This is a genomic window from Granulibacter bethesdensis, assembly GCF_001889525.1.
GTDB classification, from domain to species: domain Bacteria; phylum Pseudomonadota; class Alphaproteobacteria; order Acetobacterales; family Acetobacteraceae; genus Granulibacter; species Granulibacter bethesdensis_C.
Window position 1 is genome coordinate 1,111,694 of the sequence record NZ_CP018192.1, and the last position, 18,304, is coordinate 1,129,997.

17 protein-coding genes are annotated in these 18,304 nt (G+C 56.4%); 4 read left to right on the forward strand and 13 right to left on the reverse strand.

From position 1 onward, the window contains the following. Positions 1 to 10: 10 nt before the first annotated feature. The 7 genes from hisI to ggt all read right to left on the reverse strand — a co-directional run bounded on the left by hisI (position 11) and on the right by ggt (position 6,986). Entirely contained in the window at positions 11 to 397 is a 387-nt protein-coding gene (hisI, locus tag GbCGDNIH6_RS05015) for a phosphoribosyl-AMP cyclohydrolase (RefSeq protein WP_072563061.1), read from the reverse strand. Beyond that, complete coding sequence (gene metC, locus GbCGDNIH6_RS05020) at positions 394 to 1,608, reverse strand: cystathionine beta-lyase (RefSeq protein ID WP_072563062.1); 1,215 nt, start codon at positions 1,606 to 1,608, stop codon at positions 394 to 396. The genes hisI and metC overlap by 4 nt, the downstream gene beginning before the upstream one ends. Then, positions 1,598 to 2,452 (reverse strand): sulfurtransferase, encoded by an 855-nt coding sequence (locus tag GbCGDNIH6_RS05025; RefSeq protein WP_072563063.1) that lies wholly within the window; start codon positions 2,450 to 2,452, stop codon positions 1,598 to 1,600. Before GbCGDNIH6_RS05025 ends, metC begins: the two co-directional genes overlap by 11 nt. Next, positions 2,452 to 2,661: an NUDIX hydrolase gene (locus tag GbCGDNIH6_RS05030; protein ID WP_072563064.1), complete on the reverse strand. Its 210-nt coding sequence runs from the start codon at positions 2,659 to 2,661 to the stop codon at positions 2,452 to 2,454. The genes GbCGDNIH6_RS05025 and GbCGDNIH6_RS05030 overlap by 1 nt, the downstream gene beginning before the upstream one ends. A 550-nt stretch (positions 2,662 to 3,211) precedes the next feature. Then, positions 3,212 to 4,066, reverse strand: a complete 855-nt coding sequence (locus GbCGDNIH6_RS05035; protein WP_072563065.1) for a helix-turn-helix domain-containing protein — start codon at positions 4,064 to 4,066, stop codon at positions 3,212 to 3,214. A 225-nt stretch (positions 4,067 to 4,291) separates the two neighbouring features. Then, on the reverse strand, positions 4,292 to 5,071 hold the full coding sequence (locus GbCGDNIH6_RS05040; RefSeq protein ID WP_072563066.1) for a hydroxypyruvate isomerase family protein: 780 nt from the start codon (positions 5,069 to 5,071) through the stop codon (positions 4,292 to 4,294). Positions 5,072 to 5,273: 202 nt separating this feature from the next. Further along, positions 5,274 to 6,986, reverse strand: a complete 1,713-nt coding sequence (gene ggt / locus GbCGDNIH6_RS05045; protein ID WP_072563067.1) for a gamma-glutamyltransferase — start codon at positions 6,984 to 6,986, stop codon at positions 5,274 to 5,276. A 108-nt stretch (positions 6,987 to 7,094) separates the two neighbouring features. Here ggt and GbCGDNIH6_RS05050 point away from each other — a divergent pair, with 108 nt between their 5' ends. After that, positions 7,095 to 7,571 (forward strand): YraN family protein, encoded by a 477-nt coding sequence (locus GbCGDNIH6_RS05050; RefSeq protein WP_081369973.1) that lies wholly within the window; start codon positions 7,095 to 7,097, stop codon positions 7,569 to 7,571. On the opposite strand, the gene GbCGDNIH6_RS05055 is transcribed toward GbCGDNIH6_RS05050, so the two are convergent. Then, positions 7,568 to 9,079, reverse strand: coding sequence for a YifB family Mg chelatase-like AAA ATPase (locus GbCGDNIH6_RS05055; RefSeq protein ID WP_072563068.1), 1,512 nt, complete (start codon positions 9,077 to 9,079; stop codon positions 7,568 to 7,570). The two genes, GbCGDNIH6_RS05050 and GbCGDNIH6_RS05055, sit on opposite strands and share 4 nt — an antisense overlap. Before the next feature lie 269 nt (positions 9,080 to 9,348). Between GbCGDNIH6_RS05055 and GbCGDNIH6_RS05060 the strand changes: the two genes are divergently transcribed. Beyond that, positions 9,349 to 10,647 carry a hemolysin family protein gene (locus GbCGDNIH6_RS05060; protein ID WP_081369974.1) on the forward strand — a complete coding sequence of 433 codons (1,299 nt, stop codon included), beginning with the start codon at positions 9,349 to 9,351 and terminating at the stop codon, positions 10,645 to 10,647. 146 nt (positions 10,648 to 10,793) lie between these two features. On the opposite strand, the gene GbCGDNIH6_RS05065 is transcribed toward GbCGDNIH6_RS05060, so the two are convergent. Next, the gene (locus tag GbCGDNIH6_RS05065; protein ID WP_072563069.1) at positions 10,794 to 11,540 is read right to left on the reverse strand and encodes a DsbA family oxidoreductase; all 747 of its coding nucleotides are present in this window, start codon (positions 11,538 to 11,540) and stop codon (positions 10,794 to 10,796) included. 159 nt (positions 11,541 to 11,699) lie between these two features. Here GbCGDNIH6_RS05065 and glk point away from each other — a divergent pair, with 159 nt between their 5' ends. Further along, the gene (gene glk, locus GbCGDNIH6_RS05070) at positions 11,700 to 12,659 is read left to right on the forward strand and encodes a glucokinase (RefSeq protein ID WP_072563070.1); all 960 of its coding nucleotides are present in this window, start codon (positions 11,700 to 11,702) and stop codon (positions 12,657 to 12,659) included. A gap of 265 nt (positions 12,660 to 12,924) precedes the next feature. Beyond that, positions 12,925 to 13,101 carry a hypothetical protein gene (locus GbCGDNIH6_RS12340; RefSeq protein ID WP_157692328.1) on the forward strand — a complete coding sequence of 59 codons (177 nt, stop codon included), beginning with the start codon at positions 12,925 to 12,927 and terminating at the stop codon, positions 13,099 to 13,101. Between the two features lie 42 nt (positions 13,102 to 13,143). On the opposite strand, the gene GbCGDNIH6_RS05075 is transcribed toward GbCGDNIH6_RS12340, so the two are convergent. Genes GbCGDNIH6_RS05075 through GbCGDNIH6_RS05090 form a run of 4 tightly spaced genes read right to left on the reverse strand, consistent with a single transcriptional unit; the run spans position 13,144 to position 18,275 of the window. Beyond that, on the reverse strand, positions 13,144 to 14,199 hold the full coding sequence (locus tag GbCGDNIH6_RS05075; RefSeq protein WP_072563071.1) for a HoxN/HupN/NixA family nickel/cobalt transporter: 1,056 nt from the start codon (positions 14,197 to 14,199) through the stop codon (positions 13,144 to 13,146). A gap of 60 nt (positions 14,200 to 14,259) precedes the next feature. Next, a complete protein-coding gene (locus tag GbCGDNIH6_RS05080; RefSeq protein WP_072563072.1) occupies positions 14,260 to 14,577 on the reverse strand; it encodes an alkylphosphonate utilization protein in 318 nt (105 codons plus the stop codon). A 33-nt stretch (positions 14,578 to 14,610) separates the two neighbouring features. Continuing rightward, complete coding sequence (mdoH, locus tag GbCGDNIH6_RS05085; RefSeq protein ID WP_072563073.1) at positions 14,611 to 16,755, reverse strand: glucans biosynthesis glucosyltransferase MdoH; 2,145 nt, start codon at positions 16,753 to 16,755, stop codon at positions 14,611 to 14,613. A gap of 2 nt (positions 16,756 to 16,757) precedes the next feature. Beyond that, positions 16,758 to 18,275, reverse strand: a complete 1,518-nt coding sequence (locus GbCGDNIH6_RS05090; protein ID WP_072564373.1) for an OpgD/OpgG family glucan biosynthesis protein — start codon at positions 18,273 to 18,275, stop codon at positions 16,758 to 16,760. Positions 18,276 to 18,304 lie beyond the last annotated feature (29 nt).

Genomic DNA, 18,304 nt, shown 5'->3' on the forward strand with positions numbered 1-18,304 from the left:
GGTTGTTCTGTCAGCTGCCGTAAAGTGTATGAGGGTCGATCAGTGGTTCTGTCAGGGTGGTGATGGCGCCATCCTTGCCGATAGCCCGGTAGAAGCAGCTTCGGCGCCCCGTATGACATGCGACACCCGGTTGATCGACCAGTACCAGCAGGGCGTCCCCGTCACAATCGACCCGTAACTCGATCAGCGTCTGTACTTGTCCGGAGGTCTCGCCCTTGCGCCACAGCCCCTTCCGGCTGCGACTGAAATAGCAGACCCGACCCGTCGCCAACGTTTCCTCTATAGCCTCCCGGTTCATCCAGGCCAGCATCAGCACCTCGCCAGTGTCATGCTGCTGGGCGATGGCAGTGACGAGGCCCTGATCGTTGAAGCGTATAATATCGAACACATCGTTCATCGCTGCATGGTATCCAGAGCCTGTGTCAGGTCGGCGATTAGATCCTGTGGGTCTTCCAGACCGATATGGATGCGTACGGTTGGTCCTTCGAGCGGAATGTCATGGCTGCGATGGATGGTGCCGTAGGTCGGCATGATCAGGCTTTCATAGCCGCCCCAGGAGGCACCCAGACCAAAAATCGAGAGAGAATCGATGAAACGGTCGCTCTGCTCTGTCGTGAAGGAACTCTTGAACTCCACACCGAACAGGCTGGGTGCACCCGTGAAATCCCGCTTCCACATCTCATAACCGGGATCGCCCGGCAGGGCTGGGTAGAGTACGCGCTGAATCTCGGGCCGTTCGCTCAGGAAGGTAGCGATATGCAATGCGCTCTGCATCTGGTGGTTCATGCGCACCGCCATGGTGCGCAGACCGCGCAGGGCCAGCCAGCAATCATCGGGGCTGGCATATTGCCCCAGCAGCCCGGCTGTGCTGCGCACCCGGCGCCAATGTGCTTCGTCATTGACAGTGATAGAGCCGAGCAAAAGATCACTGTGGCCACCGACATATTTCGTCAGCGCCTGAATCGAGAGATCGATTCCATGCTGGAATGGCTGAAAGTGGCGAATGCCCCAGGTATTATCGAGCATTGTCACCGCCCCGTGCTGATGCGCCAGAGCGCAAAGCGCTGCGACATCCTGCACCTCGAAGGTATGGCTGCCGGGGCTTTCCAGAAACAGCACTCTGGTTTCCGGCCTGAACAGGGGCGCAAGTTCATGCGCAGTCGCTGTAGCGGTGTAAAAAGTTGTTTCTATTCCGAACTGTTTTAGCAGACCTTCGCAGAAATCACGTGTCGGGCCATACACCATATCCGGAACCAGCAGGTGATCGCCTGCGCTCAGATAACCGAGTAAAGGCACAGTACAGGCTGCCAGACCGGAGGATACGATCTGGCAATGCGTGCCGCCTTCGATTTCGGCAATGGCGTTTTCCAACGCGAAATGGGTTTCTGATCCATTCAGCCCGTAGGTCAGGGCCTGTTCCAGCCAGCGTTTTCCCTCACGACGTCGCGTCTCTGTATCGGGTTGCAGGACCGTTGATCCACGGATGAGAGGTGGGTTCACGACACCGGTGTATTTTTCCACCGGCCGGCCAGCCCTCACCAATCTGGTATCGGGATGTTCATTGGGCGCATCAGCTGGGGTGCGCGGTCCCGGACGATTATACTGCATCACGCTGCTTCTGAGTATCGGGGCGGCTGCCCCATTCCGACCATGAGCCATCATAAATGGAGGCTGCCTCCAAGCCTGCTACCGCCATAGCAAAGCTGAGCAGGGAGGCGGAAACGCCGCTTCCGCAACTTGCAATCACTGGTTTGCTGCCATCAATACCGGCAGCAGCAAAACGCTGACGCAAAGTCTCGGGCGACAACAGAGTACCATCTGCTGCCAGAACCTGATTGAAAGGCAGATTGAGACTGCCGGGAATCCGGCCGGATTCCACGCCTGGGCGCGGTTCTGCGGCAGTGCCGGCAAAACGCTCCGCGCTGCGGGCATCCAAGACCAGCTCGGCCCCGGATATCAGATTATCCTTGATATCGCCGATGCCTCGTACGTATTTCGGGCGCCAGTCGGTCAACAAGGCAGATGGAGCGGAGGTGGAAGCAATCTCGCCACTTTCGGTCTGGCCACCGGCCCGAATCCACGCATCAAGCCCGCCATCCAGTACGGCAGCCTCCAGACCAAACAGCCGGAACAGCCACCAGCCGCGGGCAGCCCACATCATGCTGTTCTGATCATAGAAAACGACCCTGCTGTTATTGGACACGCCAAGCGCACCAAGCTGGGCCGCGAACTGGCCGGGTGGGGGAACCATATGCGGCAGATCGGTCTGCTGATCGGCAATGGCATCAATATCGAAATAAATAGCCCCGGGAATATGTCTGCGCACGTAGTCATCATGACCGTTGCGGCCCTGATTGGGTAAAAATTTCGTTGCGTCGAAAATGATCAGATCAGCCGCACCCATTGACTCTCGCAGCCACGCCGCGTCGACCAAAACAGGCAGTGTCGCCATTATTCGTCCCTTCCGAGCCAGTCGCGTTTAGTCCGGTCACGTTGTGCTGCCAGCCAGAGCAGGGCAACCGTTGTTACAACATTGCTGAACTGACCGACGATAGCGGCCTCGATCGCCTGCTGGGCAGGAACGATTCGGATACGGATGTCCTCGTTTTCAGCTCTCAGACCTCCTGTCCCGGGATGATCCCCATGATAGAATGCAGGCAAAATGGCTTCACGGATATAAAGTGACAGGGTTTCATCTGATTCGCCCGGTGTCAGAAGATAATTTTCGGCATGGAGCAGCCTTTTCGGGGTGGCACCGGGCTCCTCCAGACATTCACGACGGGCGGTGGGTTTCTGCCGGATCCTCGCCGGAATGGCTTATACCGGCAGGAATTGCGGTCATGACCGGGTCAAGACTGACGGCCAGTGCCGCAATCCGTATCTATTCGATCAGAATGAGGGTATCCCCTGTGGGGATTATGGCAGAACTGCGGATGCCTTGCCACGTCGCCAGATTTCCCAATTCTTGCACGCCGGATCATGCGCCAGCGAAGCGCCGGTTGTGGAACGAGATCAGCTCCACAGCATAGCGCCCTTTCCAGACGATACTGTGGGATTTAGTCCTTATATCCACGTGGGAGGGCAGGCTGAGAAAATTGTCTGACAGGCCTTTGCTGACGAGAGAATCGCTTGGATGGGAACGGCGATTTTCTCGTCATAGCGGATGGACAAATTCTACATACGGTTCTTGCAGGATGACGTTTGGCCAGGATTACCCCAGCATACTCCGAAGAATTTTAGCTCCCTCATGACCTTTGATTGAATTTTTCCAGCACATTTCGGCCATTTTTTGATGGGACACCACAATTTCCTCGGCAGAAGAAATGATCGCTACCCCTTCTTGAAGGTCGGGTGCGGTATCCGTGTGAAACGGATTGAGGACAAGCTGTATTGTTGAATGAGACCGTGCGATCACCATACGGCTGTTGATTTCCCCAGGTGACAGTAGTCCGAACTGCAATCCCATTGGTTCCGTTTCCAGAAGGTTGGCCATGTGCTCAACCTCCCGTCTTGCCACGGCAAGGGCGGCTGCTTTCAGCTCTTCCGATAAATTGGGTCCGCCAATACCCTGTTGCAGCATAATGGAAATGGCAGCAGGGGATAACATTGCAATGAGGTTGGGTCTTCGGGCGGCATAGGCCGCGCGTCTCTCTTTCAGCGTTTTTACAAGCTGCTCGACGTAAAGCCGGTCTGCTTTCGATCGTCCGGCATGGCGGGACGTGATGGATTCGACCAGAAACGCTTCTGTTTCATCCAGCATCGTCAGATGGCATAGCGCATCTCCGACAAACTGCAGCTGGGCGGCATTCTCCTCAATCTGGCGGGCACGTTCGAAATATCCGACAGGCCGGCTTTGATACTCAATACTGACACCCAGCAGGGAAAGAGGAGAAACCTGCAGGAGTTCAGCCAGCCTCTGCACGGTATCAAGTTTGATGACCTCGCCTTTTTCATAGCGGTATAGCGCGGCTCTTGAGACACCCAGCCGTGCTGCTATCTCCTCTGCGCGCAATCCAGACTCCAGGCGATAGGCACGCAGGCGCTGACCAATTTCCGCAAAACGCATAATCAATGTCGGGTGTCCTGCCAGGCTTTGAAAGAATAACGCTATAAAGAGCTAATAGGGCCTGCGTAAAGATTTTAAAAGTATATCAAATTTTAAAACTATACTAAAATACGATATAAAAAAATGAGATTTAAAAATCAAAATTGTACAAAAAATAAGATAAAATACTTATTCGCTTAAGTGTCTCTGGAAAGAATACATTTCTTAAAAAGCTGTCCCTGAAGTTTAAATTTTATAATTATCCCGCCACATGAGGCCATCTATTGTGGAGGTTAAAGGATTATATTCGCAGCTAATCCAGCCATGGTAGTTTTCATTTCTGATGATTGAGAATATCTCTATCCATGAGATATTTCCGGTTCCAGGTTCATGACGGCCGGGAGTATCAGCGATCTGGATATGCCGTGTTTGGGGAAGCCATTTTCTCAGTGATTGTTCCCACATAGTGTCCGTTAAAAATAAATGATATAGATCAAGCTGAAGGCCAATATTAGGCATTCCCGTTAAGGAAATTATTCTTGAAGCTTGGTCTGCCGTTTTTAGATAGTAGTTATTAATTGTTTGGATGCTGATGGGCTCGATCGTTATTGTTATGTTTGACTCTGCCGCAAGGCGGGCAGCCCATATCAGGTTTGAGACATAGCACTGTTCCATGGCGACATTGTCGTGGCCGGTTTCAGACAAGCCCGCCATGCAATGAATAAACGAACAGTTGAGTGTTCTGGCATAGCGTAGAGCCAGCAAAAAACCTGCCCTGAACTCATCTTGTCGGTGAGAAAGAGCCGCAAGACCCCTTTCGCCCCTCTCCCAGTTTCCTGCCGGAGCGTTGATAAGCACCATTGTCAGCCCGGTTTTTTTCAATATCGAGCCGATACGATCTGCCGGTACAGCGTAAGGAAAAAGACATTCCACGCCCGAAAAACTGGCTGAAGCAGCTTGCTGAAAGCGTTCCAGAAAATCGAATTCAGTAAACAGAAAAGAAAGATTGGCGCAGAGGGACAACATGTCAGAAAAACCGTACCAGGATTTTGATATGGATCACCAACGAATTTTTGTTGGGATTAAAATTAAAACATGAATTCGGTGATGCGTTAAGTAATGAAGCGTTTGTAATGAACCGATCAATTGTGAAAATTTGTTTCACATGCTAGTTTCAAATTTACCCGGTTGATTTATTTTTGTGACAACAAGTATAATTAATACTTCTTTATTCCCCGTACGGAATCCCATCCCGCCGCGGATCGGCCGCTCCTGTCAGATGCCCGTCTGCTTTTTTGATAATCATGGAGAGACCTGAATTGAGCCTTATGATCGCAGGATGATGACCATACTGGAGCAGGCGATCAGCCAATAAGGCGGCTTCAGTCCCTGCTTCCAGATCGGCTTTCAGACCTGTTGTGCCGATGTGGGGAGCCGAGACGGCCTGGGCAGGAGACAGGTTCCATCGCATGGACAGTAGCATGGCCTGACTGACATAGCTGATAATGTGGCCACCTCCGGGCGATCCGGCAATCATGTCGAGCTTTCCATTCTGATCCAGGACAATGATTGGTGCCATGCTGCTGCGTGGTCTTTTGCCCGGCTGAACCCGGTTGGCAACAGCCTTACCTGCCTCTTCAGGCAAAAATGCGAAATCGGTCAGCTCATCGTTCAGGATAAATCCATCGACCAGAAGCTTGGAGCCAAATGCGTCCTGCACCGTGGTCGTCATGGACACTGCATTGCCATGCGAATCCACGATGCTGATATGACTGGTGCCGTGCTCCGGTTTTGGTGGTTGTGCCCCCTGTGCAGGGGGCAGTTCGGGCATGGACCAGGATGGGTTACCGGCCTCTACTGTGGAGGTCGCATGGCGGGGATGAATCATTCTGGCTCTTTGCCGAAGATAGGCCGGGTCGAGAAGACCGCGGAGCGGTATCTTTACGAAATCAGGATCAGCCAGAAACAGGTTGCGATCTGCAAAGGCCAGGTGTTCGGCCTGAATGATCAGATCGGCCGCTTCGGCGCTGTCGGGGCGCAGATGCCGCAGATCGAAACCCTCCAGCATGGAGAGTATCTGCAAGACGGCGACGCCTCCGGAGGAAGGCGGTCCCATGCTGCACACTGTCCGCATTTTGACAGGCATGCACAGGGCCGGGCGCTGACGGGGTTGATAGGAGGCCAGATCATCCATCGTCATGGTCCCGGAGGCCGGGCTTCGCCGGATCGCTGCCACAATGTCGGTGGCGATCCGACCGGTCAGCAAGGCATCTGCCCCTTTCTCGGCAACGCTCCGCATCGTTTCTGCCAGAGGGGGATTTTTTAATATGTAGCCCGGCTCAGGAACTGAGCCATTGGGCAGGAAATAAGTCCTTGCGGCTTCCTGTACCATCAAGTTGCTCTGTTCTTCCCGGATTTCCCGGCTCATCAGCGCAGAAACCGGAAAACCGTTTTCCGCCTGGGTGATGGTGCTGGTAAACAAGTCCTTCCAGAGCAGATGCCCATGCAGCCTGTGCGCAGCTTCGAGCATTCTCAGCGCACCGGGCACTCCGACGGCGCGCCCTCCGATTCCGGCGCTGTCCAGCGGGAGTGGTCTGCCGGTCGCATCCTGAAAAATGGTGGGGGGGATGGCGGCAGGGGCGGTCTCCCGTCCATCCCAGCTGGTAACCTGCCGGGTGGCCGCATCATAGTACAGCAGGAAGGCGCCTCCACCCAGACCGGAAGACTGAGGCTCCACCAGTGACAACATCGCCTGTGCGGTAACCGCGGCATCAATGGCATTCCCCCCTGCTTTCAGCACATCCAGTGCTGCCCGGCTGGCGAACGGGTTGGCCGTTACCACCATCATATGGGCGGCGGTTACATCCTGGGCCAGCGTAGGAAACGGATGAGGGGTGGAGGGCCGATGTGCGGGTGTCTCGGCGGCGAGGGAAAAAGGCATTATGACAGTCGCACAGAACGCGAGCCGTGCCAGGCTTCGTTTTGTGAAAAACAGCCTGTCCCATGCTTGCCGCAGTTTCCGTGTGACTGTCATGATCGAGCATTGCCAATGAACAAAAAGAAAGATGACCGTGGTGGTCTGTCATTACCTTCTGACAGAGTATTTTGCAGCTTACATGAAAATGACAGCATCTGGCAGCATGATAACAAGACCCTCCGTGGCGGTAAGGCCAGCCGTGATGGCATAGAGGCAGAGCGTATCGCTGCACAGGCACTGGAAGCAGATGGCTGGCAGATTTTAGGCCGGCGGCTGCGTACATCCGCAGGCGAGATCGATATTCTTGCTGAGAGGGACGGATTGCTGGTGGTTGTCGAGGTGAAATACCGGCCAACCCTGAGCGAGGCAGCCCATGCGCTAGGCCCACGCCAGCGCAAACGCCTGATTGCCGCCGCCTCGTATGTGCTGGCACAAAATCCGGAATATGGTACGGAAGGCGTGAGATTCGACGTTATTGTGGTTGATATGGCCGGGCAGGTGCGCAGGATTACTGATGCGTTCAGGCTGGAGGAGGAGGGGTGGCCTTAGCCACGCCATTGTCGGACGCGGAAATTCAGGGCTTCGGCTAGATGTAGGCGGGAAATGTCCGCTTCCTGTGCCAGGTCGGCGATTGTGCGGGCGACGCGGATCATGCGCGTCAAACCACGCGCCGATAATTTCAGGCGCAGGCTGGCCTGTTCTGCAAAAGCGGCTACCTCGGGGGACAGGGAAGGGTCTGCACCATTCTGCCGCTTGCCATACTGGAGGCGTGCGGCCCGAAACTGTCGTGCTGCCTCGATCCGTACCGCCACGGAGGCACTGTTTTCACCAGGCGGAGCCCGCATCAACTCTGTCGGAGTGGCGGGCTGTACGGTGACTACAATATCCATACGATCCAGCAGCGGGCCGCTGATCCGGGCCTGATAGCCATCGCCGCAGGCGGGTGCGCGCACGCATTCACGATCCGGAGTGCCGAGATAGCCGCAGCGGCATGGATTCATGGCGGCAATGAGCTGAAACCGTGCGGGATAGGTAATATGTGCCGCAGCCCGAGCCACTGTTGCCTGTCCGGTTTCCATGGGCGTTCGAAGGGCTTCCAGCACCTGACGGGAAAATTCCGGGAATTCGTCCAGGAACAAGACGCCATGATGGGCAAGGGAGATTTCCCCCGGTTTGGCACGCGGCCCACCCCCGGCAATGGCCGCTTGGCTGGCACCATGATGCGGTTCACGGAAAGGGGGACGGGTGATCAGCCTGCCATCGCGCAGCATGCCTGCAATACTGTGAATCGTGCTGACATCCAGAATCTGCGATGGCGTGAGGGGCGGCAGTAAGCCGGGCAGACGGGCGGCGAGCATTGACTTACCTGCCCCAGGCGGCCCGATCAGCAGAAGGTTATGCTGTCCGGCGGCGGCGATTTCGAGGGCCCGTCTGGCTGTCTCCATACCTTTGACATCGGCAAGGTCGGGGAGTGCCGATCCCCCCACCTGACCAGCCGGTTCCGGTCGAGGCAGCGTCTGTGTGCCACGAAAATGATTGATGATGGCCAGCAGATTGGGTGCGGCAATGATGCGTTCCGCCCCGGACCATGCGGCTTCTCCGCCCTGCCGTTCCGGGCATATCAGGCCGAGGCCGCATGCATGTGCGCCGATGGCTGCTGGCAGCACCCCGTTCACCGGTTGTAAGGCACCATCCAGTGAAAGCTCGCCAAGGCTGGTATATCCGGCACTATCGGAGGCTGGCAGGATATCCATTGCTGCCAGCACACCCAGTGCGATTGGCAGATCGAAATGACTGCCTTCCTTAAGCAGATCGGCAGGCGCCAGATTGACCAGAATACGCCGTGGCGGCAGAGCCAGCCCCATGGAGGCAAGGGCTGCGCGTACCCGCTCCCGTGCTTCTCCCACCGCTTTATCGGGCAGACCCACCACCTGAAAAGCAGGAAGGCCGGGAGAAATTTGTACCTGAATTTCCACAGGAATGGCAGTGACCCCGGCAAAGGCGAAGGAATGGGCGCGGACGACCTTGCTACCTTCACGATGGGGAGTCTGTGCCATTGAGATAACCGATTTCCAACCAAAACAGGCCTGACATGCTTTCTTCGATCAGGCAATTTATTCTTTTTACAGAACAATTATGGCAGGAGAAAGATGAAGGATATCCCCTTAATCGGGCTATAAAGGGTGGCGGCTGAGGACTCATTTTTATGATAATTTGGCAAATCCTGTTTCTTCCTGCCATTGGTAATATCGCCAAAATCGGATGAAGCATTAAAAGAATGCCGGATTAGAATGCTAGCCGCCTGATAAGGATATTTCCTCTCTTGATGACCATTCTGGTTGAATTTCTGATTGTCCTGTTGCTGATTCTGCTGAACGGGTTATTTGCGATGGCGGAGCTGGCGCTGGTTTCGGCCCGTCGCGCCCGGCTGTCGGTCATGGAACAGAAAGGAATTCCCACCGCGACGCTGGCAAGGGAACTTGCGGAAGATCCCCATCGTTTTCTGCCGACCGTGCAGGTAGGGATTACGCTGGTGGCGATTCTGTCCGGCACGTTTGGCGGGGCGCGGATCGCTGATCATCTGGCCAGATATCTGGACATGATTCCGGTGCTGGCCCGTTTTTCCAATGATATTGCCCTGCTGATCGTGGTGGTTGTCATCACCTATTTGACCATGGTGCTGGGGGAGCTGGTACCGAAGCAGCTTGCCCTGCTGGGGCCGGAGCAGGTTGCAGTCAGGGTGGCCAGGCCGGTGGCGTGGCTGTCGAAGGTGACGGGGCCTGCGGTGTGGCTGTTAGGGTATTCATCCTCTGTAGTACTGAGCCTGTTCGGTCTGACCCGTTCTTCCCAACCGCAGGTGACGGAAGAAGAACTGAAAGCCCTGCTGGCGGAAGGCACGCAGGCAGGTGTGCTGGAAACCGAAGAGCGAGCCATGATCGAGCGTGTGCTGCGCCTCGCTGACAAACCCATCCGCGCTCTGATGACGCCGCGAAACGAAATTGCCTGGATCGACCGGAGCGATACGGAGGCAGATATCATCGCCGCAGTGAAAGAAGCACCTCATTCCCGCCTGGTGGTCTGTGAGGGTTCGATCGACAATGTGGTGGGCGTGGTGCAGGCCAAGCATATACTCGATCGCCTTCTGGAGGGGCAGCCTTTGTCCATCGGTGCTTCCCTGCGTCAGCCGATGGTGGTGCCTGATACCGTAACAGCGCTGGGCGCGCTGGAAAGGCTGAAGAGCGATACTTTGGGTCTGGCGCTGGTCATGGATGAGTATGGCAGTTTCGAGGGGGTGGTCACTGCCGCCGATGTGCTGAAAGCCATTGTCGGTGAAGCCGGAGACAACACCGGAACATCCTCCCACACTCCTGATGCGCTGCCAGGTACGATGGTTCTGGACGGGATGATGGCGGCGGATGAGCTGAAATCCCGTCTCTCCCTGCCGGAACTGCCTGCCGAGGGCAGCTATCACACGGCAGCCGGGCTGGTGCTGGCGATCTTGCGACGGGTGCCCAAAACCGGGGACCGGATCGCCTTTGCCGGCTGGACGTTCGAGGTGCTGGAGATGGATGGTCGCCGGGTCGCCCGGCTACGGGCCAGCCGCGATACGCTTGCTGAGGGATGACGCTATCAGCCCTGTTGAGGGCAGGCATCCCCGCTGTTTCATCAATCTGAAGGGCATGCGGCAAAGCCAGCCGGGCTGCGCAGCACCTTATTACATAAGCCTCCGAGTGCTTACTTTCAGGAAGCACATCCAGCAGCTTCACGGTGTCAACAGGCTGAAGCGGTCTCCAACGCTGCTATCGTGACATCCAGAAGCCGATCGATCACATGCGGTTCCTGTGCGCCTGCAATGGCATGATGATGGTCGAACACAAAACAGGGAACCCCGGTGATGCCGAGCCGATGAGCCTGTACCGTGGCAAGCTGAATTTCGCTGCGCCCTTCTAGGCCGCGCAGATAGGTCAGGGCATCGGTCCGGCTGAATCCGGCCTCGGAAGCGATACGTGCCAGTTCATCCAGATCCCCAATATCCCGCCCCTCGGTGAAGCAGGCGGCAAAGAGGCGTTCTACCATGCCTCCGGTGGTATCGGCAGGACGGGCGGAAAATGACGTGTTGAAATTACTCAGACCGGCACTGCTATGGGAGAGGTGATAAGCCGTGGCCTGCTTCGCGACCCATCTCACCAGCCGATGGGCATCAAAACTGGATGGCAAGGTGTTGATCAGGTCAAAGCGAAAACTGATTCCTTCCCGACGCCCCAACTCGGTAATGGAGCGATGCAGCCGTTGCGTGCGGTCTTCTGTGCCTAATCTACGGACGATATGGTCGTCTCGTCCTGCGCTGCTGCGCTCCATGTCCGGATTGAGCAGGAAAGGCCTCCACTCGATCACGGGGCTGATATCCGTTCGTCTGGCAAGGCATTCACGAAGTCGCCTGACACCCAGATAGCTCCAGGGACATATCAGATCGAACACGACGGCGATCGCCAGAAGTGCGCGGGGAGGGGCGAGCATGTTCACAGGAGTGAGTGTAGCGCATTCCTTAGTGTGCTCAAAAGATATAATGCTCTCAGCAGATTGTTTTATATAAGATTTTTTAATAATCCGATGCTTGTTGTGCTGGCGTCAAAGCAGTCCGATACAGGGCGTTCTTCTAGCAGGATAGATCACATTATGACCGAATTTCCGCCTCGTCTGATTGGCGATATCGGGGGCACGAATGTCCGTTTCGCCCTGGCGATGGGGGACGGCGTTATTGTGCATGAACACAAGCTGCCTGTCGCGGAATTTGACAGTCTGGAACTGGCGGCCAGAACCTATTTGCAGGCGCGTGGTTCCCTCAGTCAGAAGGTGGAGGAAGCGGTTTTCGCCGTTGCGACACCGGTGAAGGGCGATGAAATCGCCTTTACCAACAATCCCTGGCGTTTCTCGATTCGTTCAACTGAAGCGGCTCTGGGGCTGAAGAAGCTGGAAATCATTAATGATTTCGTAGCTCAGGCGGCCTCCATCCGGGTAACGCCTGATGAGGAAATGACGATCATCAAATCAGGCCAGGTCATGGATCATCATCCCGCAGTGGTGATTGGGCCGGGGACCGGTCTCGGTATGGCCTTCATCCTGCGCCGCAAGGATGGAGAAGAGATTTTAGCCAGTGAAGGCGGCCACTGCACCTTCAGCCCGCGTGATGAAATCCAGACCTTCATTCGCGATCAACTGGCGCGCGAATACGGCCATGTCTCGTCGGAGCGGCTGCTGTCCGGTCCGGGGTTGCTGGCTATGGCCAGAGCACTGGCGCAGCGTGCAGGAATTTCTCTGACGCTTGGAAAACCGGCTGATGTCACAAGGTTGGCCGAGCAGGAAGCCTGTCCTGTCTGCCGGGAAGCAATCAATGTTTTTTCTGCCGTGCTCGGCTCGGTGGCCGCGGATGCGGTGCTGAATTTAGTGGCTATTGGCGGGGTGTATCTGATTGGAAATGTCAGCAAAAGTCTGCGCGCTATGATGGATTTCGATGCGCTGATTGAGGCGTTTCTGGAAAAAGGACGGTTTCGTGCCCTGCTGGACGATGTACCGATCATGCAGGTGATGCGCTCCAACACAGGCCTTCTGGGGGCGTCGGCCTGGCGCGGGCGTTGAAATCACAGACTCGTTTCAGATGGAGTCGAGGCGCTGGGTAATTTTATTGCGTGTTATTGGGTCAGGACGAATGTCCCATGCGGAAACTCAATAATAAATGAAACGCAATGCATGCATGAATTTTTGATATTGAATGCCTCTCCTAAATAGTCTCATGCTCCCCCTGTCGCTTCGTCCCGACCAGTGACGGAACAGGGGAAGGAATATTCCTTCCCCAGTTGCCACCGGGCAAACGGATGAGGTTCCACCAAGGGAGTGCCATCCGATGGCCATGCAGCTTTCTTCTTACGCTTCCGGTTTTATGCACACCCCCGTGCGCAGCAGTGTGACAGCGTCTTCTCCGGAACAGAAAGACGCGCTGAAGCAAGCTTTGCTGTTTGTTTTTGCAATTCAGACGCCGATATGGGCAGCTCTCTATTTGCTGTTCAGCGCTGGGTTATAAGAGAGAGGAAGACTTATCTTCTCCCCTCTTCCACCAGAACTTCTAGTTGCTTGGCGATCTTTCCTGCCTATGGGCAGAGTTATCGAGGTCGACAAGGCGGTAGGCCAGCGCAGAAAGAAGCCAGATCACAATAAAGACGCCAACGATGAGAAAGCCGAAATCGGCCAGATCATCGTTCAGGGATGCAATGTCTTGCCAGATTGGCCCGCGGAGATGCAGGTGCTCGCCGATCAGGCTGAGTGCTTCAACCGATCCTATGAGCAGCGCCACCGTGATGGATATGGCTGTCATGGTAATATTGTACCATAGTTTCCGTTGCGGATTGCTGAAAGCCCATCCGTAAGCACCAGCCATCAAGCTGCTGTCGAGCGTATCGACCAGTGTCATTGCGGCGGTAAACAGGGCTGGAAAGATCATAATTTCCCACGCCGGGATACCTCCTGCATGCTGCGTGGCGGTGATGCCGAGCAGCCCGATTTCGGTGGCAGTATCAAAACCCAGCCCGAACAGCACTCCCAACGGATAGAGGTGCCATGGTTGGCTGATGCGCTCGAACACCGGACGGCAGAGACGGCTCAGAAGACCGCTTTTGTCCAGCGCGTCATGCAATGCGGCCTGACTCATTGTTTGCTGGCGAGCGCTACAAAACTGCTGCCACAATGTGCGCAGGATCATCAGATTGGCAACGGCAATACACAGCAGAAACACGGCGGAGGTCAGTGTGCCGACAGTGCCGCCGAAAAAGCGAATATTCTCCAGCAAAGTCTGAAATTGTTGTGCCGAGACTGCAATCAGCGCACAGGCCAGCACCACAATGGTGGAGTGCCCGAGCGAGAACCATAATCCAGTGCGGTGAGGCTGAATGCCCGCCTGCATCAGACGGCGTACGGTATTGTCGATGGCGGCAATATGATCGGCATCCAGCGCATGCCGCAGCCCGAAAATCCAGGCTAGCAACGCTGTTCCCAGCAGCATCGGTGTGTCGGCAAAAGCCTGCCAGGCGATCAGCCAGACCAACCCGTTCACAGCGATCAAAGCGGTATGGAGCAGGAGAATGCTGCGCGGGATGGTACGAGGATGAAGAAAGAATGGCGGCATGGGGTCATGCAATGATCCCGCCGCCATTTTTGTCAACTATGGATGCAGAAAAGGTGCGCCTCAGCGCTTTCTGACAAACTCGGCGCGAAGCACCAATCCTTTGATCGTATCGTGTTTGCAGTCGATTTCCTGCGGGTCACCGGTCAGACGGATGGATCTGATCACTGTGCCACGTGGCAAGGTCTGGTTGGCGCCCTTGACTTTCAGATCCTTGACGAGCGTCACGCTGTCACCATCGGCCAGAATATTGCCGACTGCATCTTTCACCTGAACTGTTTCATCCTGCGCGCGGTCAGCAGCTTGCCGGGCGGCGTCTGCGGCACTGATCCATTCGCCGCTGGCCTCGTCATAGATATATTCTTCGTTCTGATCGGACATCGTAAAATTCACTTCTTCAAAGACGGATATGGTTCAGGACTGGAGATCCGGCAGGGAAACCAGGCCATCCAGAGCGTCGGCATCATTCAAAGCAGCGCTTTTCTCTGCTCGATTGAGGGAGGAGAGAGCGTGTGTCAGTGTATCGGCCTCCGCAATTTTGACGCGGGCCACCAGGATGTTGGCGTCAACGGGGTCAGCACGCGGTCGGCGCGGGGGTGGCAGCATTGCCCGATGTGCGGCCAGCAGGGTCTGGTCGGTACGAAGACGGATGACAGCTTCCATCTCCGGAGCATCGGCAAGGGAATGATAGATCTCTCCGGCGCGAACCAGAGCACGAGGAGGATTGCATTCCTCGGGGATCAGCAGCAGGCCCAGCCGACGCAGAGCCAGCCCGGCGGCGCGGTTTCCGGTCAGGCTGACAAGGGGGATGGCCAATGCCATGCCTACCACAACCGGCGTCATCCACAGAAAAAGCGGGAAGGAGACGAGCATGGCTGCACCGCCCAGCACCAGCCCGAAGACGGTATGCTGCCAGTATGTCTCAATAACCGCGCGCAGCGGAATGCTGCCATCATCCCGTCTCTGTGCGTTCCAGCCGCTATCCCGCCCGGCGAGAATGGAGGCAACACCCATTGACTGGATCAGCATGGCAATCGGGGCGATCAGACCGCCAATGACCGTCTCGATCAGCATACTGAGGACCAGACGGATAGCCCCACCGCAGCCCCGTCGCTCGGAACCATGCAGCATGGTGACGATGCAACCCAGAACTTTGGGGGCCAGCAGTAATCCCATGGTGCCGATGAACACATACATGGCAAGCACAGGGTCCACGGAAGGCCAGTGAGGAAACAGAGCCCGTCCCTGATGCGGGAAATACTCTGGCCGCACGAAAATACTCTCGAGGGAGATCAGGATGCCCAGCACCAGAAACAGCAACCATAAAGGTGCCGTGATATAGGAGCCGATCCCCATCGCCATATGCACCCGGCTGATCCAGTGCAGACCACGGGCAGGCAGAATCTTGGCGTGCTGAAGATTCCCCTGACACCAGCGACGGTCACGAATGGCGATGTCGGTCAGGGAAGGCGGGCTTTCCTCATAGCTTCCGGCCAGAGCGGGCAGCATGTGAATGGCCCAGCCGCCGCGCCGCATCAGCGCCGCTTCGACAAAATCATGGCTCAGTACATGGCCGCCAAAGGGTTTGCGACCGCTCAGATGCGGTAGTCCTGCCTGTTCAGCAAAGGCCTTGGTGCGGATCACCGCATTATGGCCCCAGTAATTGCCTTCGGAGCCATGCCACCAGGCAATGCCATGAGCGATCAGCGGACCATAGACCCTGCCCGCAAATTGCTGCATGCGGGCAAAAAGAGTGCGGCCATTGACAATCACGGGCAGCGTCTGGATCAGCCCGATGCCGTCATGCTGCTCCATGGCGGCGGTCATGCGGACGATGGTGTCGCCTTCCATCACACTGTCGGCATCCAGCACCAGCATCTGACGGTATGCACCGCCCCAGCGGCGCACCCATTCACTGATATTGCCAGCCTTGCGCTCGATGTTTTTGGCGCGGCGGCGATAGTAGATGTTTTCGCCGCCGCCCACTCGTTGGCGCAGGGCCAGAAAAGCCTGTTCCTCCTCAATCCACACGTCAGGGTCGGTCGTGTCGCTCAGGATAAAAACATCGAAAGCCGCCATACGTCCGGTGGCCTGAAGGCTTTCATAAATTCCCTGCAGGCCAGCGGTCACGCGGGCCGGGCTTTCATTATAGCAGGGCATCAGAATGGCGGTGCGATGGTGGAGCTCCGGCAAAGATCCATCACGATGTACGCCCAGCCCCAGCCCGCCATTGCGGCCCAGCATGGAGGCGAAACCACCCAGCGCACTCATGAAAGACAATGCGATCCAGGCGAACAGAATCACGAACAGCACGACCAGCACGACACCGAGTGTGGTTGTGACGCTGGCATTCAGGACGCGATTCATCTCATAGGCCGCGCCAATGGTCAGCAGCACTGTGCCGAGAAAAACGAACACACGTCGCAGCGCCAGACCACGCGGTGCGCTCAGTGGCCTTTGCCCGACCAGAGGGCCGGTTGGGGCCGCGTCCAGCCGTTGCACCGGCATATCCATGGAGGATTCTGTCGGGAGAAAAGGGGGCAAGCCGGTTGCCGACATGATCACGGCGTCCAACGGAACATCCAGTTTTCGGTCAGGGGCTGATTATCCTTGGATAATCTGGCGGTGACCTCGACCAGTTTTTCACCACCGGGGGCCAGTTCAAAACCGACCCGCCAACCGCCAATATCCGGATTGGGTTCGGAGAAGATATTTCGGATCTGTCCGGCAGAGGCATGCACCTCCACATTCGGCGGCTGGGCTGTGGTGAGGGATTTGACCGTATCGCCGGTGAAGTCGATCACATATTCGCGACCCTGCTTGTCATCGGCCAGGCCGGAACGTGTATCGGCAACCCGCGCCAGCTTGGTGGGCCAGGGCGTATCCCAGCCCCAATGCATGCGATAGGTGAAGTTATACTCGCCCTTGGCAGCCAGTTTTTCCTTGGGCCGCCAGAAGCTGACGATATTGTCGTTTACCTCGTTCGGGGTAGGGATTTCGACCAGATCGATCGATCCCTGTCCCCAGTCACCGATGGTTTCGATCCACAGGCTGGGGCGCTTTTCATAGCGGAGGGAGAGATCCTGATAATCGGCAAAGGCACGCTTCCGCTGCATCAACCCGAAGCCGCGTGTATTGCCATCGGCAAAGGCACTGAACTGAAGATCGCGGGGGTTCACCAGAGGACGCCAGATCTGATCCCCATTGCCGACCCAGATTGACAGACCTTCGCTATCATGCGCCGCTGGTCGCCAGTCATCGACGCCTTCACGGTCGTCGAAGTCGAAATCGAACATGCTGGTCATGGTCGCCAGACCGGGTTCGGTGATATCGACGCGGGGATAAAGGGTGCTTTCCACATCAAACACCGTTGTATCACCCGGATGGATGGTAAAGCGGTAAGCCCCTGTGGTACTGCGTGTGTCAAGCAGCGCATGAACGACGATGCTGTGGCTGTCCGGGCGCGGCTTTTCCAGCCAGAAAGTGCGGAAGGCGGCGAATTCCTCGCCTTTGGGATTGCCGGTGCCGATTGCCAGACCACGGGCTGAAAGACCGTAAACCTGGCCTTTTGCGACGGCACGGAAATAACTTGCCCCCAGAAACACCACGAATTCATCATAATAATCCGGGCGGTTGATCGGGGCATGAATGCGGAACCCGGCGAAACCCAGGTTGCCGGTCACGCGCAGTTTCTGATCTTCATATTCGAACAGGTCGGGGTTGAACCCGACAGGACGCGACTGCCCATCCGAGACCTCATTGATCTCGACCTTTTGCTCGAACAGGTATCCGCGATGGATCAGTTCCACACGAAACGGCAGATTGTCGTTCCGCCACAGCGCACGGTCTTTCTGAAAGCGAATGCCACGCCACTGGTCCCAGCTCAGCTTGCTGACGGCAGCCGGTAGATTGGTGTCGGGGGCCTGATAGGGCTTCCGGCTCAGTTCCTGCGCAATCCGGCGCACAGTTGATGCATCGAACGGGGTGGAAGCGGCCTGGTGAGGAGCTGATTCGGCTGCGGCGGGATTGGAAGGGCTGCCGAGGGCGGCAAGCATTGTAAGAGAGGCAGAGCCTTTCATCAGGGCACGACGCTGCACGAATCCTCCTT

Excerpts from the sequence above, each read along its gene's own strand:
- mdoH (WP_072563073.1), bottom strand. The coding sequence starts at position 16,755 with ATGTCGGCAACCGGCTTGCCCCCTTTTCTCCCGACAGAATCCTCCATG.
- GbCGDNIH6_RS05090 (WP_072564373.1), bottom strand. The coding sequence starts at position 18,275 with ATGAAAGGCTCTGCCTCTCTTACAATGCTTGCCGCCCTCGGCAGCCCT.
- GbCGDNIH6_RS05050 (WP_081369973.1), top strand. The coding sequence starts at position 7,095 with ATGAACAAAAAGAAAGATGACCGTGGTGGTCTGTCATTACCTTCTGAC.
- GbCGDNIH6_RS05040 (WP_072563066.1), bottom strand. The coding sequence starts at position 5,071 with ATGTTGTCCCTCTGCGCCAATCTTTCTTTTCTGTTTACTGAATTCGAT.
- metC (WP_072563062.1), bottom strand. The coding sequence starts at position 1,608 with ATGCAGTATAATCGTCCGGGACCGCGCACCCCAGCTGATGCGCCCAAT.
- GbCGDNIH6_RS05060 (WP_081369974.1), top strand. The coding sequence starts at position 9,349 with ATGACCATTCTGGTTGAATTTCTGATTGTCCTGTTGCTGATTCTGCTG.
- GbCGDNIH6_RS05065 (WP_072563069.1), bottom strand. The coding sequence starts at position 11,540 with ATGCTCGCCCCTCCCCGCGCACTTCTGGCGATCGCCGTCGTGTTCGAT.
- GbCGDNIH6_RS05055 (WP_072563068.1), bottom strand. The coding sequence starts at position 9,079 with ATGGCACAGACTCCCCATCGTGAAGGTAGCAAGGTCGTCCGCGCCCAT.
- GbCGDNIH6_RS12340 (WP_157692328.1), top strand. The coding sequence starts at position 12,925 with ATGGCCATGCAGCTTTCTTCTTACGCTTCCGGTTTTATGCACACCCCC.
- glk (WP_072563070.1), top strand. The coding sequence starts at position 11,700 with ATGACCGAATTTCCGCCTCGTCTGATTGGCGATATCGGGGGCACGAAT.
- GbCGDNIH6_RS05080 (WP_072563072.1), bottom strand. The coding sequence starts at position 14,577 with ATGTCCGATCAGAACGAAGAATATATCTATGACGAGGCCAGCGGCGAA.
- GbCGDNIH6_RS05075 (WP_072563071.1), bottom strand. The coding sequence starts at position 14,199 with ATGCCGCCATTCTTTCTTCATCCTCGTACCATCCCGCGCAGCATTCTC.
- ggt (WP_072563067.1), bottom strand. The coding sequence starts at position 6,986 with ATGCCTTTTTCCCTCGCCGCCGAGACACCCGCACATCGGCCCTCCACC.
- GbCGDNIH6_RS05025 (WP_072563063.1), bottom strand. The coding sequence starts at position 2,452 with ATGGCGACACTGCCTGTTTTGGTCGACGCGGCGTGGCTGCGAGAGTCA.
- hisI (WP_072563061.1), bottom strand. The coding sequence starts at position 397 with ATGAACGATGTGTTCGATATTATACGCTTCAACGATCAGGGCCTCGTC.
- GbCGDNIH6_RS05035 (WP_072563065.1), bottom strand. The coding sequence starts at position 4,066 with ATGCGTTTTGCGGAAATTGGTCAGCGCCTGCGTGCCTATCGCCTGGAG.